The 14,532-nt window shown below is 57.6% G+C and carries 13 protein-coding genes and 1 riboswitch; of the genes, 6 read left to right on the top strand and 7 right to left on the bottom strand.

The features are described from left to right. Positions 1-25: 25 nt before the first annotated feature. Both K5I40_RS12010 and nudF read right to left on the bottom strand, forming a co-directional pair. Positions 26-448: a DUF1249 family protein gene (locus K5I40_RS12010; protein WP_003862516.1), complete on the bottom strand. Its 423-nt coding sequence runs from the start codon at positions 446-448 to the stop codon at positions 26-28. Next, positions 445-1,077 carry an ADP-ribose diphosphatase gene (gene nudF / locus K5I40_RS12005; protein WP_223074606.1) on the bottom strand — a complete coding sequence of 211 codons (633 nt, stop codon included), beginning with the start codon at positions 1,075-1,077 and terminating at the stop codon, positions 445-447. The genes K5I40_RS12010 and nudF overlap by 4 nt, the downstream gene beginning before the upstream one ends. A gap of 205 nt (positions 1,078-1,282) precedes the next feature. Here nudF and tolC point away from each other — a divergent pair, with 205 nt between their 5' ends. The 3 genes from tolC to K5I40_RS11990 all read left to right on the top strand — a co-directional run bounded on the left by tolC (position 1,283) and on the right by K5I40_RS11990 (position 4,713). Beyond that, positions 1,283-2,704: an outer membrane channel protein TolC gene (tolC, locus tag K5I40_RS12000; RefSeq protein ID WP_039031768.1), complete on the top strand. Its 1,422-nt coding sequence runs from the start codon at positions 1,283-1,285 to the stop codon at positions 2,702-2,704. A 174-nt stretch (positions 2,705-2,878) separates the two neighbouring features. Continuing rightward, on the top strand, positions 2,879-3,550 hold the full coding sequence (locus K5I40_RS11995) for a DUF1190 family protein (RefSeq protein WP_138370236.1): 672 nt from the start codon (positions 2,879-2,881) through the stop codon (positions 3,548-3,550). 2 nt (positions 3,551-3,552) lie between these two features. Continuing rightward, the gene (locus tag K5I40_RS11990; RefSeq protein WP_139563640.1) at positions 3,553-4,713 is read left to right on the top strand and encodes a glutathionylspermidine synthase family protein; all 1,161 of its coding nucleotides are present in this window, start codon (positions 3,553-3,555) and stop codon (positions 4,711-4,713) included. A gap of 94 nt (positions 4,714-4,807) precedes the next feature. On the opposite strand, the gene ygiD is transcribed toward K5I40_RS11990, so the two are convergent. Further along, positions 4,808-5,596: a 4,5-DOPA dioxygenase extradiol gene (ygiD, locus tag K5I40_RS11985; protein ID WP_223074605.1), complete on the bottom strand. Its 789-nt coding sequence runs from the start codon at positions 5,594-5,596 to the stop codon at positions 4,808-4,810. A 196-nt stretch (positions 5,597-5,792) separates the two neighbouring features. Here ygiD and zupT point away from each other — a divergent pair, with 196 nt between their 5' ends. Beyond that, a complete protein-coding gene (gene zupT, locus K5I40_RS11980) occupies positions 5,793-6,566 on the top strand; it encodes a zinc transporter ZupT (RefSeq protein ID WP_039031764.1) in 774 nt (257 codons plus the stop codon). 40 nt (positions 6,567-6,606) lie between these two features. Here the strand turns inward: zupT and ribB are convergent, their stop codons facing one another. After that, a complete protein-coding gene (gene ribB / locus K5I40_RS11975) occupies positions 6,607-7,260 on the bottom strand; it encodes a 3,4-dihydroxy-2-butanone-4-phosphate synthase (protein ID WP_139563642.1) in 654 nt (217 codons plus the stop codon). 103 nt (positions 7,261-7,363) lie between these two features. Then, positions 7,364-7,514, bottom strand: a riboswitch (FMN riboswitch). Between the two features lie 120 nt (positions 7,515-7,634). Between ribB and K5I40_RS11970 the strand changes: the two genes are divergently transcribed. After that, positions 7,635-7,931: a ubiquinone biosynthesis accessory factor UbiK gene (locus K5I40_RS11970; protein ID WP_138370240.1), complete on the top strand. Its 297-nt coding sequence runs from the start codon at positions 7,635-7,637 to the stop codon at positions 7,929-7,931. Positions 7,932-8,016: 85 nt separating this feature from the next. Here the strand turns inward: K5I40_RS11970 and hldE are convergent, their stop codons facing one another. From hldE to K5I40_RS11955, 3 genes are read right to left on the bottom strand one after another with little or no spacing between them, the layout of a single operon-like run. Next, entirely contained in the window at positions 8,017-9,447 is a 1,431-nt protein-coding gene (hldE, locus tag K5I40_RS11965; RefSeq protein ID WP_223074604.1) for a bifunctional D-glycero-beta-D-manno-heptose-7-phosphate kinase/D-glycero-beta-D-manno-heptose 1-phosphate adenylyltransferase HldE, read from the bottom strand. Positions 9,448-9,487: 40 nt separating this feature from the next. After that, positions 9,488-12,346 carry a bifunctional [glutamate--ammonia ligase]-adenylyl-L-tyrosine phosphorylase/[glutamate--ammonia-ligase] adenylyltransferase gene (gene glnE / locus K5I40_RS11960; protein WP_223074603.1) on the bottom strand — a complete coding sequence of 953 codons (2,859 nt, stop codon included), beginning with the start codon at positions 12,344-12,346 and terminating at the stop codon, positions 9,488-9,490. A gap of 18 nt (positions 12,347-12,364) precedes the next feature. Next, positions 12,365-13,666, bottom strand: a complete 1,302-nt coding sequence (locus K5I40_RS11955) for an inorganic triphosphatase (RefSeq protein WP_223074602.1) — start codon at positions 13,664-13,666, stop codon at positions 12,365-12,367. Between the two features lie 238 nt (positions 13,667-13,904). Between K5I40_RS11955 and K5I40_RS11950 the strand changes: the two genes are divergently transcribed. Beyond that, complete coding sequence (locus K5I40_RS11950) at positions 13,905-14,525, top strand: TIGR04211 family SH3 domain-containing protein (protein ID WP_039031844.1); 621 nt, start codon at positions 13,905-13,907, stop codon at positions 14,523-14,525. Positions 14,526-14,532: the final 7 nt, after the last annotated feature.

The following is a 14,532-nucleotide window of genomic DNA, read 5'->3' as shown; positions in this document are numbered from 1 at the left end:
GTGTCCTTAGGTAGGTTTCACGACGCTAACAAACCGGAATCGCCATCGCTCCATGTGCTAAACAGTATCGTAGCCAGTCGGCCAAAAACTGATTAATTTGATGCTTTTCGTCACGTTGATGCAACTTTTTATTTGGGTAATCATATCGCGCTTTGAAGCGGAAGATCTGCTGACTTGAACACACTTCAGCGACCATCGCGTCGTGGTACAGCCGCACCGTCATCGACGGCAGGCTCCAGTAGCTGATGGAAGGCGCCGTTTGTTCAATTTCCACCAGCGTAGTGTAACGGGTTGATTCTGTAATCGTTAACCGATACTGCGCGTTGCTCACCTGATAGCTCACTGTTTCGCCGGGCGCGTCGTTACGCGGCAGCAATCGGCGCAGCTGGGCGAAATTGGTTTCGCACAGGCGCATCATTTCAGGGAAGTCAGGTGTATAACGCTTCATTTTTTCCACTCGTTTCGTAAGTCCTGATAATGCAGCTGGAGCCATTGCAAAGCGATGACAGAAGCCGCGTTGTCGATTTTCCCCTCTTCTACCCATTGATAAGCCTGCTCCCGACTTACCACATGAACACGAATATCTTCGTTTTCATCAACCAGACCGTGAATACCTTGTGCGGTCGTGGCGTCCACTTCGCCTACCAGAACCGATAAACGCTCGCTGGTGCCACCGGGGCTTGCCAGATAATTCGAAATCGGTTTTGTGCGCCCGACAATCAGCCCGGCCTCTTCCATCGCCTCACGACGCGCGACGTCATCCGGCGTCTCGCCCGCTTCAACCATCCCGGCCACCATCTCCAGCAGCCACGGGCTTTCGCTGGTATCCAGCGCGGCAATGCGAATCTGCTCTATCAGTACCACTTCGTCCCGCATTGGGTCAAAGGGTAGCAAGACTGCGGCATGCCCGCGCTCAAAAATTTCGCGCTTCACTTCGCCACTCATTTCGCCGTTAAACAGACGGTGGCGAAAACGGTACAATTCCAGTGAAAAAAATCCGCTGTAGAGCGTTTCTCGTGCAATAATTTCTACATCGTTTTTTGTGAAAGTCACTGGCATCTTTTCTGGTTTATGCATGTTTGCATCCTGTTATAAATGGTGACGTTAACGTGAAATTCAATTTTGCTTAACTGCGGTTTCTAACTCAGTATGGTAAATTGGTGCAAGTTACCGCCGCATGGCACGGAACGCCAACCTTTTGCAGTGGCGAAGTCTGCTAGAATCGGTAGATATTTTTTAATTAGATCAGCGCTAACAAAGAGCTTCACAACAAGGAAAGCAAATGAAGAAATTGCTCCCCATCCTCATCGGCCTGAGCCTGACGGGCTTCAGCGCGTTGAGTCAGGCAGAGGACCTGATGCAGGTTTATAAGCAGGCACGTCTGAGCAACCCGGAACTGCGTAAGTCCGCCGCCGATCGTGATGCTGCATTTGAAAAGATTAATGAAGCACGCAGCCCATTATTACCACAGCTGGGTTTAGGTGCAGATTATAGCTATAACAACGGTTACCGTGATGCTAACGGCGTCGATTCTAACGTAACCAGCGGTTCACTCCAGTTAACCCAGACGCTGTTTGATATGTCCAGATGGCGTAACCTGAGCCTGCAGGAAAAATCGGCCGGTATTCAGGATGTCACTTATCAGACCGACCAGCAAACGCTGATCCTCAATACCGCAACCGCCTACTTCAAAGTACTGAGCTCAATCGACACGCTCTCCTATATTGAAGCGCAGAAACAAGCCATCTACCGCCAGTTAGATCAGACCACCCAGCGTTTCAACGTGGGACTGGTAGCGATCACCGACGTGCAGAACGCCCGTTCACAGTACGATAGCGTACTGGCGAACGAAGTGACGGCGCGTAACGATCTGGATAACGCCGTAGAACAGCTGCGTCAGGTCACCGGCAACTACTATCCACAGCTGGCCTCGCTGAACGTTGATCGCTTCAAAGCCGAAAAGCCGCAGGCGGTGAATGCCCTGCTGAAAGAAGCTGAAAACCGTAACCTCAGCCTGCTGCAGGCGCGATTGAGCCAGGATCTGGCCCGCGAGCAGATCCGCCTGGCACAGGATGGTCATCTGCCAACCCTGAGCCTGAGCGCGTCTACCAGCGTGTCTAATACCAGCTACAGCGGTTCCAGAACCAGCGGTGCCCAGTACAACGACAGCGATGTCGGCCAGAATAAAATCGGCCTGAACTTCTCCCTGCCAATCTATCAGGGCGGCCAGGTTAATTCTCAGGTCAAACAGGCGCAGTACAACTTTGTGGGTGCCAGCGAGCAGCTTGAAAGCGCGCACCGCAGCGTGGTGCAGACCGTGCGTTCCTCCTTCAACAACGTGAACGCCTCTGTCAGCAGCATCAACGCCTACAAACAGGCCGTGGTTTCTGCCCAGAGCTCACTGGATGCTTCTGAAGCTGGCTACGCGGTAGGTACCCGTACCATCGTTGACGTGCTGGATGCGACCACCACGCTGTACAACGCCAAACAACAACTCTCCAACGCCCGTTACAACTACCTGATTAACCAGCTGAACATCAAGCAAGCGCTGGGTACGTTGAACGAGCAGGATCTTCTGGCACTGAACGGCTCTTTGGGTAAACCCATCTCCACTACCCCAGAAGTCGTGGCTCCGGAAAATCCACAGCAGGTTGCCTCTGCTGATGGCTTAACCGCAGCCGCTGCAAGCACCAACGCTAACTGATGCTTATACCCGGCCGGAGCTCTCCAGGCCGGGTAGTATCGCGCTGTCCGACAAAAAAACGTAAGCCAACGTAAAGATCCCCCAGATTCGCCCCCATCGCTTCAATTTCCACCACTCATCCTCTATTCTGAGCCTTATTTTCTGTGTTTTACCACTGGGTCCTGGAAGACAATCATGAAACGGACAAAATCCATTAATCACGCGACGTTCCGCAAAAGCTGGAGCGCTCGTCACCTCACTCCTGTCGCCCTGGCGCTGGGCGCTGTGTTTATGCTGGCAGGCTGTGAGAAAACCGACGAAACGGTATCCCTCTATCAGAATGCCGATGACTGTGCTGCAGCCACCGGTAAAAGCGCGGAGTGTACCGCTTCATACAACAACGCCCTGAAGGAAGCGGAACGTACCGCGCCGAAATACGCCAGCCGTGAAGACTGCGTGGCGGAATTTGGCGAAGGTCAATGCCAGCAGGCACCTGCTCCGGCTCAGGCGGGCACGGCACCTGAAAACCAGGCCCAGGCACAATCCAGCGGTAGCTTCTGGATGCCATTAATGGCCGGTTACATGATGGGTCGTCTGATGAGCGGCGGCGCAGGCTACCAGCAGCAGCCGTTGTTCAGTTCGAAAAACCCGGCCAGCCCGGCATACGGCCAGTACACCGATGCCAGCGGTAAAGGTTACGGCGCAGCCCAGCCAGGCCGCACCATGACCGTTCCGAAAACCGCCATGGCGCCAAAACCGGCTACCACCAGCACCGTCACCCGCGGCGGCTTTGGTGAGTCTGTTGCTAAACAGAGCACCATGCAGCGCAGCGCGGCCGGCACTTCAACACGCTCCATGGGCGGCTGATAATGGAACGAGTCAGTATTGTTGAGCGCCCGGACTGGCGCGAAAAAGCCACCGAATACGGTTTCAACTTCCACACCATGTACGGCGAGCCGTACTGGTGTGAAGATGCCTACTACAAGCTGACCCTCGCCCAGGTTGAAAAACTGGAGGAGGTCACGGCAGAGCTGCACCAGATGTGCCTGAAGGTGGTGGAGAAGGTGATTGCCAGCGATGAGCTGCTGACCAAATTCCGCATTCCGAAACACACCTGGGGCTTTGTGCGTCAGTCGTGGAAAACCAACCAGCCGTCGCTCTATTCCCGCCTCGATCTGGCGTGGGATGGTACCGGCGAGCCGAAGCTGCTTGAGAACAACGCCGATACGCCGACCTCCCTGTATGAGGCGGCCTTCTTCCAGTGGATCTGGCTGGAAGATCAGCAGAACGCAGGCAACCTGCCGGAGGGCAGCGACCAGTTCAACAGCCTGCAGGAGAAGCTGATTGAGCGCTTCGCTGAACTGCGCGAGCAGCACGGCTTCAATCTGCTGCACTTTGCCTGCTGTCGTGACACGGTTGAAGATCGCGGTACGGTACAGTACCTGCAGGACTGCGCCGCCGAGGCAGACGTTGCCAGCGAATTCCTCTACATGGAAGATATCGGGCTCGGTGAAAAAGGCCAGTTTACCGACCTGCAGGATCAGGTGATCAGCAACCTCTTCAAGCTCTACCCGTGGGAATACATGCTGCGCGAAATGTTCTCGACCAAGCTGGAAGACGCTGGCGTGCGCTGGCTGGAGCCGGCCTGGAAGAGCATCATCTCCAACAAAGCCCTGCTGCCAATGCTGTGGGAGATGTTCCCGGATCATCCGAATCTGCTGCCTGCCTACTTCGCGGAAGATGACTATCCGCAGATGGATAAGTATGTCAAAAAGCCGATTTTCTCCCGCGAAGGGGCTAACGTATCGATTATCGAAAACGGTAACACCGTGGAAGCGGTAGAAGGTCCGTATGGCGAAGAAGGGATGATCGTCCAGCAGTTCTGTCAGCTACCTAAGTATGGCGACAGTTACATGCTGATCGGCAGCTGGCTGATCAACGACCAGCCCGCCGGGATTGGCATTCGCGAAGATCGCGCGCTGATCACCCAGGATCTGTCGCGCTTCTATCCGCATATTTTTATTGAGTAGTTGATTTGCCGGGTGGCGCTGCGCTTACCCGGCCTACAAAACCATGCGAACCCGTAGGCCGGGTAAGGCGAAGCCGCCACCCGGCATTTATTGATTACCCCACCTGCACCGACAACATACTCAAACTGCCCATCTCGATGCCGTCCACCGGAGTCGTAATCGGTTCCTGACCATCCCACGCGCCTAAGATATAGAGCAGCGGCAGGAAATGTTCCGCCGTCGGGTTGGAGAGTGAACCGCCGTCGTGCGCGAGATAGTTCACCAGCGGATGTTCCTCTGCTGGCCCCTGCCAGGTCAGGTTTTCTTTTACGTAATCGTTGAACGATGTCGCCCACGGATATGGCGTGTTTTCACCATGCCAGCGGGCGGTGCGCAGGTTATGCACCACGTTGCCACTGGCCACCAGCATGATGCCCTCGTCACGCAGCGCCGCAAGCTTCTTGCCTGTCTCCAGGTGCCAGGCCGCGGGTTTGGTGCTGTCGATACTCAGCTGCACCATCGGGATATCGGCATCGGGATACATTTTTATCAGCACGCCCCAGGAGCCATGGTCAAAACCCCACGCCTCTTTATCCAGAGCGACCGGGACAGGTGCCAGCAGCTCCACCAGCTGCTGCGCCAGGGCCGGCGAACCCGGTGCCGGGTAGTGCGTGTCGTACAGCGCCTGCGGAAAACCACCAAAATCATGAATCGTTTTCGGTGCTTCCATCGCGGTGACGCCGGTACCATGGGTAAACCAGTGTGCAGAAATCACCACGATAGCTTTCGGACGCGGCAACGTCTCTCCCAGATGACGCCAGGTGCGGGTATAGACGTTATCCTCCAGCACGTTCATGGGGCTACCGTGGCCTAAAAACAGCGCTGGCATACGAGAAGATGTCATGATGATATCCTTACACAAGATGTCGATTTGATAGCTTTACCTTACCTGTTATCAGGATAAGATGAACTCAGATAACCATGATGAAGATCATCAGGAAATTTGAATGTAAGAGATCTGTAAAGGCGCCTGGACCCGCTCGCTTTACGCGCGTTTAGCCTTTAATATGAATGAGAATCATTATCATAAGGAGAGGTGAATGTCAGTTCCCCTGATTCTGACTATTCTTGCAGGCGCCGCCACTTTTATCGGTGCCATGCTCGGCGTGCTGGGCCAGAAGCCCTCAAACCGCGTGCTGGCATTTTCCCTCGGCTTCGCCGCCGGGATTATGCTGCTTATCTCCCTGATGGAGATGCTACCCGCCGCCCTTGGCACCGAAGGTATGTCGCCGGTGCTTGGCTACGGGATGTTTGTCTTTGGCCTGCTGGGCTATTTTGCGCTGGACAGAATGTTACCCCATGCGCACCCGCAGGATCTGATGCAAAAAGGAACTCAGCCGCTGCCGCGCAATCTGCGTCGTACCGCGCTGCTGCTGACCCTGGGTATCAGCCTGCATAATTTCCCGGAAGGCGTTGCCACTTACGTGACCGCCAGCAACAATCTGGAGTTAGGCTTTGGCATTGCCCTGGCGGTGGCGTTGCACAATATCCCTGAAGGGCTGGCGGTTGCCGGACCGGTCTATGCGGCCACCGGGTCAAAGCGTAAAGCGGTGTTCTGGGCAGGTATTTCCGGGATGGCGGAGATCGCAGGCGGCGTGCTGGCCTGGCTTATTCTCGGCAGCCTGATCTCGCCGATTGTGATGGCAGCCATTATGGCGGCAGTGGCGGGCATTATGGTGGCGCTGTCGGTAGATGAGCTGATGCCGCTCGCCAAAGAGATCGACCCGAATAATAACCCCAGCTACGGCGTGCTGTGCGGGATGTCGGTGATGGGACTCAGTCTGGTGCTGCTCCAGACGGCAGGAATAGGATAAAAAAACGCCGGGTTAACCCGGCGTTTTTTATGCTGCGTTATCAGCTGGCTTTGCGCTCGTTCGCCTGGCGATACGCCACCAGATCTTCGATAGTCACAACAGCCATGTTGTGTTTAACCGCAAAGTCGATGCACTCCGGCGCACGAGCCATAGAGCCATCATCATTGGTCAGTTCACACAGGACACCGGCGGGTTTGAAGCCTGCCAGCGTCACCAGATCGATAGTCGCTTCGGTGTGACCGCCGCGAGTCAGGACGCCGCCCGGCTGCGCGCGCAGCGGGAAGACATGGCCTGGGCGATTCAGGTCAGAAGGTTTTGCCCCATCGGCAATGGCGGCACGCACGGTGGTGACGCGGTCAGCGGCAGAGACGCCGGTGGTCACGCCGCTGGCGGCTTCGATGGTAACGGTAAAACCGGTACCGTAAGCGCTGGTGTTGTTCTCTACCATCATAGGCAGATCCAGCTGTTTACGGCGATCTTCGGTGATACACAGGCAAACAATACCGCTGCCGTGACGGATGGTCAGCGCCATCTGTTCAACGGTCATGGTTTCGGCGGCGAAAATCATATCGCCTTCGTTTTCACGATCTTCATCGTCAAGCACCATCACGCCGCGGCCTTCGCGAAGCGCAGCAAGCGCATGCTCAACACGGTCAGTAGAGGTACCGAAAGAGGAAAGGAGCGTCTGATTCATGGTAAAAAAACCTCATTAAAATTATGGTTACCAGAATCAGGGCAGTCTTAGGAGCGCCGTAGTACGGCAAAAAATAACGTGAGCGGGCCTCGCCCGGCTGGTTCGTTACTCTCTCCCATCCGGACTTTAACCGTCGGCCCCGGAATTACACCGGATCTGCTGACCTTTGAGTTTGCACCCAAAGCGCTCGCGGGCTTTCAACATGGTGTTGATTTACCGCCGGTGGGGAATTTCGCCCCGCCCTGAGAATAAGCGGGATAACTATAACGCTAATGATTATGTTCGGCAACGCATAAGCTTCACACAATTCTGGTTTAAGGATCCCCGTAACGCGCTACAATGGTTCTAAACACCTTTTCTTCAAGGGAACTATGATGATCGACCCAAAAAAAATTGAACAACTTGCCCGCCAGGTCCATGAATCCATGCCAAAAGGCGTGCGTGAGTTTGGTGATGATGTTGAGAAAAAGATCCGCCAGGTGCTGCAGGCGCAGTTGATGCGTCTGGATCTGGTCAGCCGTGAAGAATTTGACGTGCAGACGCAGGTGCTGTTGCGCACCCGCGAGAAGATTGCCCTGCTGGAGCAGCGCCTGACCGAGCTGGAAAACCGTAATGTTGTTGATGAAGTAAAACCGGCCCCGGCGATCCCACCGGTGGACGATCAGGCTTAAGCCTGTAACGCCCGGTGGCGCTTCGCTTACCGGGCCTACAAGCTTATGTTGGGGTGCGGGCATCAGCCCGCACGATCTGTAACGGCTACTTGCTGTCTTTCTGGATCTTCTTGATGATGTTGGTGGTTGAACACCCGTCCTCAAAGTTGAGCACCATCACTTCCCCGCCGTTAGCCCACACCTCTTCGCTACCCGCGATCTGTTCAGGCTTGTAGTCACCGCCCTTAACCAGCAGATCCGGCAGGATCCCGGCAATCAGACGCTGTGGGGTGTCTTCTTCGAACGAGACGACCCAGTCCACCGCTTCCAGCGCGCCCAGCACGATCATCCGCTGCTCAAGCGGGTTCACCGGACGGGTTTCGCCCTTCAGACGTTTGGTAGACGCATCGCTGTTCACCGCCACAATCAGGCGATCGCCCAGCTTGCGCGCGTTCGCCAGATAAGAGACGTGACCCGCGTGCAGAATGTCGAACACGCCGTTGGTCATCACCACTTTTTCACCACGCTTACGCGCGGCGGCAACGGCCACTTTCAGCTCGTCTTCGCTCATCACGCCAAAACCGGTATCGGCACGACCGCGCACCGCGTTTTCCAGCTCGATTGGCGAAACGGTAGAGGTACCCAATTTGCCCACCACAACGCCTGCAGCGGCGTTAGCAAAATAGCAGGCCTCTTCCAGGGTGTTGCCCGCCGCCAGGGTGGCCGCCAGCACGCCAATCACCGTATCGCCCGCACCGGTGACGTCATACACTTCCTGCGCCTGGGTTGGCATATGCAGCGGCGCTTTGCCCGGCTGCAGCAAGGTCATCCCCTGCTCGGAACGGGTCACCAGCAGGGCGGAGAAGTCAAAATCGGCGATGATCTTCATGCCGCGCTCGACAATCTCATCTTCGCTTTTGCATTTACCCGCCACCGCTTCAAATTCAGAGAGGTTAGGCGTCAGGAGCGTCGCCCCGCGATAGCGCTCGAAGTCGGTGCCTTTCGGGTCGATCAGCACCGGCACACCGGCAGCACGCGCCAGTTTGATCATCTGCTGAACGCTGGCCAGCGCCCCTTTCGCGTAGTCGGAGAGCACCAGCGCGCCGATGTTGCCCAGCGCCTGGTTGATGCGCTCGTGCAGCGGCTCAGGATCCACGCCTTCAAAGCCCTCTTCAAAATCGAGGCGGATCAGCTGCTGGTTGCGCGACAGCACGCGCAGCTTGGTGATGGTCGGGTGCGTCGGAACAGAAACGAAATCACATTTGACGTTCACATCCGCCAGCGTCTTGCTCAGCGCCCGTGCGGCGTCGTCGATGCCGGTTAAGCCCACCAGACGGGAATGCGCACCGAGAGACGCAATGTTCATCGCCACGTTTGCCGCGCCGCCGGGACGCTCTTCAATGGTATCCACCTTCACCACCGGGACCGGGGCTTCCGGGGAAATGCGGCTGGTTGGCCCATACCAGTAGCGATCCAGCATGACATCGCCAACAACCATAACTCCAGCACGTTCAAACTCTGGCAGTGTTACTTTCATTCCTGACTCCAGAAAGATTCACAATTTGCGCGCGATAATATCACACTTGTTTTGTTACGCACGGTTCCACCAGCCACTTCTGCCAGCAGGCGCGCACCAGCTCTCGCTCGGCGTTAAAGCAGTCGAGCGGCAGATGACCGGGCTGCTCCTGCAGCGCCAGATGGTGCAGCTCATCGCGCAGCGTGGTGTAAGCCCGGGTCAGCGCCAGCGCCTCGTGCTCGTCCATAATGTCGTTCTGCGCCAGCAGTTCCAGAATGCGCACGTTATCCGACCAGCGGGTCAGCTTCGGTTTGGCGTGGGCGTCGCGCAGCACCAGATACTGGGTAATAAACTCAATATCGGTGATACCGCCCTCATCGGCTTTAATATCAAAGCGATCCTTGTGTTTGTTCCCCAGGTGGGCGCGCATTTTCTCGCGCATCTCGCGCACCTCGGTTTGCAGCGTCTGGCCCTCTCGCGTGGCGGTGAGCACGTCACGACGAATGGCATCGAACTGCGCTTTCAGCTGCGGATCGCCGTATACCACCCGGGCGCGCACCAGGGCCTGATGTTCCCACGTCCAGGCCTCGTTCTTCTGATACTCGGCGAACGACTCGGTGGACGTCACCAGCATGCCCGCCGCCCCGGACGGACGCAGGCGGGCATCCACTTCATACAGAATGCCCGACGAGGTGCGGGTGCTGAACAGGTGCATGATGCGCTGGGCCAGGCGCAGGTAGAACTGACGCCCGTCGATGTCACGCTCGCCGTCGGTCATGACATCCACCGGGCAGTCGTGCAGGAAAATCAGGTCCAGATCGGAGCTGTAGCCCAGCTCCCAGCCGCCCAGCTTGCCGTATCCCACCACCGCAAAGCCGCGCCCTTCCCGATCGGCAAGGTGTTTCGGCTGGCCGTAACGCGCCACCATCTGCACCCACGCCTGATGGACCACGGCATCGATAATGGCTTCCGCCAGCCAGGTTAAGTGATCGCTCACTTTCATTACCGGCAGCGTTCCGGCGATATCGGCAGCGGCCACGCGCAGCAGCTGCGCCTGCTTAAACTGGCGCAGCGCCTCCAGCTGTTGCTCTTCGTCCTCTTCCGGCACGCGCAGCAGATACTGGCGCAGCTCGTCCCGGTAGGCGTCGGTCGCCGTCGGCTGATAGAGGGTGTTGGGATCGAGCAGCTCGTCCAGCAGCAGCGGATAGCGCGCCAGCTTGGTCGCCACCATCGGCGAGGCGGCACAGAGCGAAATCAGGTGCTTAAGCGCACCAGGGAACTCGCTCAACAGCTCCAGATAGGTGGTTCGGGTGATGATCCCGCTGAGCAGCGGGGTCAGGCGCGACAGCGGCACCGGGGCATCGGCGCGGGAGCAGACGTCGCTGAGCAGGTGCGGCATCAGGTGGTCGAGCACCTGCCGCCCGCGCGGGCCAATGGCGCGCTTGTTCAGCTCAAGGCGGAAGTCGGCAATCAGCGCCACCACCCGATGACGGTCGTCGTCACTTAAATGCGCCAGCACCGGGGTGGTGTCATCTTCCTGCAGCGCATCCTGCCACAGCTCGCGCCAGTGCTCGGACAGCTCATCATCCTGCGATTCGCTTTCATCGTCGCCGATCAGGTCGTTAAAAATACGTCGTACCGCTGCCATATGCGCATCCAGCGCGTCGGTCAGCGCCTGCCAGTCGTCCACGCGCATGCCCCAGGCGAGGCGGGCGCGATTGAGTTCATCCCCCGGCAGGGTCTGGGTTTGTTCGTCGTTAATGCTCTGCAGCAGGTTCTCCAGCCGACGCAAAAAGAGGTAGGCGTCACGCAGGATTTGCGCGTCGCCTTCCGCCAGCAGGTTAAGCTGCGCGATAGCCTCAAGCGTCGGCAGCAGCGAGCGGGACTGCAGCGACGGCTCGCGTCCGCCGCGGATCAGCTGGAATACCTGGACAATAAACTCGATCTCGCGGATGCCGCCCGCCCCCAGCTTGATATTGTCTTTCAGGCCGCGACGCCGTACTTCCCGGGCGATCATCCCTTTCATGTTGCGCAGCGACTGAATAACGCTGAAGTCAATGTAGCGACGGAACACGAACGGGCGCAGCATGGCGCGCAGCTCAGAGGCATAGGCGCCGTCGTTATCGCCCATGATCCGCGCCTTAACCATCGCGTAGCGCTCCCAGTCGCGCCCCTGCTCCTGGTAATAGTCTTCCAGCGCGGCAAAGCTCAGCACCAATGGGCCGCTGTCGCCGAACGGACGCAGGCGCATATCCACGCGATAGACAAAGCCGTCCTGGGTGGGTTGATCCAGAGCCTTAATCAGCCGCTGGCCCAGACGGGTAAAGAACTGGGCGTTATCCAGCTCACGGCGTCCGCCGCGGGTGGTGCCCTTCTCCGGCCAGGCGAAGATCAGGTCGATGTCCGACGAGAAATTGAGCTCGCCGCCGCCCAGCTTGCCCATCCCTAAAATCAGCAGCGGCTGCGGGGTGCCTTCATCGCTGCACGGCGTGCCCCACTCAAGGCAGCAAGCGTTGTACAGCCAGTCGCGCGCGGCGACGATCAGGGTTTCCGCCAGGTGACTTAACTGCTGCAACGTGCTCTCTTCACTCACCAGCATCAGCGCCTGCGCCCAGGCGATGCGCACCATCACCCGACGGCGGAAGTGGCGCAGCACGCGCATCAGCGCGGCTTCATCGCTGACCTCCGCCAGCGCGTCGCCTAACCACCGGGCGTAGTGCTGCCACTCATCCGCCTGGGGCGGCGCGGCCTCAAGTTCAGTCAGCCAGTCAGGATGGGCGGTGACACTCTCCTGGACAAAGTCGCTGAACGCCAGCATCTGCCGGGCCTGCTCGCTTAATGACGAGGCGGGTAGTGCTTCCGGCAGACGCTCACATACCGTCTGCCACTGCTGCTGTAAGGGTGAAGAAAGCGGCATCATGGGGGTTCCTTGCCTGCGTTAACGTTTTCCGCTGTGCAGCCAGAATGGCTCCTGCGAAATGGCTTCGTTACGGAAATGCTCAATTTCAATGTGCTGGCGGGTCTTGATGGCATACAGCAGCCCCTGCCAGTTTTCCAGCCAGGCGCGGGCCACCGGGCCGTCGTACGCCCCTGACAGAAGCAGCATGCTGTCGACGTTACGCGCCAGACGAATCAGCTGATCGCCATACTGGTCGCCCAGCGGATGGGCGAAAATGGTTTTCAGTTCCGCCGCGTGGCGGGAGAGCTGGATATCGGCGAAACGCTTGAAGTTATCGGCAATTTTGGCCTGCGCTTTTGCATCCAGGAAGGTACGCCAGCCGCGGGTCACCAGAAACTCGGTCAGCGCCAGTTTCGCGGTAGCGGTTTGCGGGCTGTAGACCGCCGTCTCGGCAGAGACATCCGACGCCATCAGGGTTTCGGTCTGGGTCAGCAGATCGCGTAAGTGAGCGCTCGCTTTACGTGGCACAATGCCGCCGAACAGCGTCAGGCTGTGACGCACCAGCGCCATCGCCGCCAGCACCTCGGCTTTCGCCCCTTTCACGCCGCGGACCCACAGCTCTTCGTGGTACTGCCACTGGCTCAGCGCCAGCTCCAGCGAGGCTTCAAACCCCTGCTCGATGGACGATTTAGGCGCGACACGCATAATCTCAAGCGGTTTCAGGGTGCGCGGCGCATTGCCCTGGGCCAGATGATAGCCACGGGCCGCCTTGCTCAGGCTCCCCTGACGCAGACCGCTCTGGGTCACCAGCTTGCGCGCCAGCTTCAGCACGTCATCGGCGTGGCCTTCCAGCAGCTCAAGCTCCAGCTCGCAGATGGGTTCCTGGAACTCACCCGCTTTCACCTCGCCCCGGTCGAGGGCGATTTCGATGCGGCTTTTCCCTTCGTTCACCAGCCACTTTTCGCGCCAGAAATCGGTGCTGAATAGCGGGCTGGCGCTCTCCTGCAGCCCTACAGGCAACTGGCCTTCCGGCCACACTTCCGCCGGGAAACGGGCCAGATCCAGCGCAGGCTGGTCGATTTCAATATTGTATTCCGGGCGCTGATGCAGGCCGCCGACCACGCGACCGGCGATTTTCATGGTCATCTCGTAGCGACCATCAACACCGCGAATGCGCAGCCCCATATCATGGCGACGCAGCCACAGGTCCTGGGTTTCGTAATAGATGTTGAGCAGTTGCACCGGCTCGTGATGTTCACCTGTCAGCTGGTGCAGATGGTTTTTCAGCGCGTCAACGCTGTCATTTTCAACGATAAACTTTAATTCGATTTCCTGAGCCATGGCCTTGTTCTTTTGATTGCAGCACTGCGGGGTAAATTTAGGCGAACTTACTCGCCAGTTTTTTGTCAGTAAATAGTATTTTGCGCCAGATTGCCACGCAATGAGCAATTTGACGGCCGTAGAGTTTGCGAAAGTGGCAAACAGTACACGGAGGATTCCGAATGCTGACGAATCCTTTGCGTGGAGAAGCCGTTACCACTACTATCGTTCCACTTTTTATGAAAATAACGACTGCCTGATGCTTAAATTACGCCTAATCGGACTGACATTACTTGCCTTTAGCGCCGCGACAGCGGTTCATGCTGAAGAGAAACGCTACGTTTCTGACGAACTGAATACCTGGGTACGCAGTGGACCGGGTGACAATTATCGCCTCGTGGGTACGATTAATGCCGGCGAGGAAGTGGTGCTGTTACAGAGCAACGCCGACTCCAGCTATGGCCAGGTGCGCGACAGCAGCGGCCGTACCGCGTGGATCCCGTTGAAAGAGCTTAGCACCAGCCCAAGCCTGCGCACCCGCGTGCCGGATCTGGAAAACCAGGTCAAAACCCTGACCGACAAACTCACCAACATCGACGCCACCTGGAATCAGCGCACGGCTGAAATGCAGCAGAAAGTGGCCCAGAGCGACGGGGTGATCAACGGTCTCAAAGACGAAAACCAGAAGCTGAAAAACGAGCTCATCGTCGCCCAGAAAAAGGTGAGCGCAGCCAACCTGCAGCTGGATGACAAACAGCGCACCATCATCATGCAGTGGTTTATGTATGGCGGCGGCGTGCTGGGTATGGGTCTGCTGCTGGGTCTGGTGCTGCCGCATCTGGTGCCGAGCCGTAAGCGTAAAGACCGCTGGATGAACTAAATCGCTA

Origin of the sequence: Leclercia sp. LTM14, assembly GCF_023736175.1 — a bacterium.
Classification (GTDB): domain Bacteria; phylum Pseudomonadota; class Gammaproteobacteria; order Enterobacterales; family Enterobacteriaceae; genus Enterobacter; species Enterobacter barmai.
The sequence above is the reverse complement of the archived record's forward strand: the minus strand, read 5'-3'. Positions and strand labels throughout refer to the sequence as shown.